This is a genomic window from Bradyrhizobium sp. Mp27, assembly GCF_029953005.1.
Taxonomy (GTDB): domain Bacteria; phylum Pseudomonadota; class Alphaproteobacteria; order Rhizobiales; family Xanthobacteraceae; genus Bradyrhizobium; species Bradyrhizobium barranii.
In genome coordinates, this window is record NZ_JASAUS010000869.1 from 1 (window position 1) to 219 (window position 219).

Genomic DNA, 219 nt, shown 5'->3' on the forward strand with positions numbered 1-219 from the left:
GCCACGGATCTCCTTCTCGATCGCATAGAGTGCGGCGATGCGCGCGAGAACGGCTTCGGCGATGGGTGAGCCGGCTTTCGGAGTCGCTGCGATGATCTTGCGCCTTGAGTGCCCCGCGGGTCACTTCAAATTCCTCCGGGTGTGGTCAGTCAAATTCCTCCACCCGCGAGGCAGGACAAGGGACTGTTAGTTTGAGTTTGTTTCCCGGGCAAGAGCTTC

General features: G+C 59.8%; 1 pseudogene. It reads right to left on the reverse strand.

Going from position 1 to position 219, the window contains the following annotated elements:
- Window positions 1-111 (reverse strand): annotated as a pseudogene (locus tag QJT78_RS52880) (transposase); the annotation flags it as partial.
- Window positions 112-219: the final 108 nt, after the last annotated feature.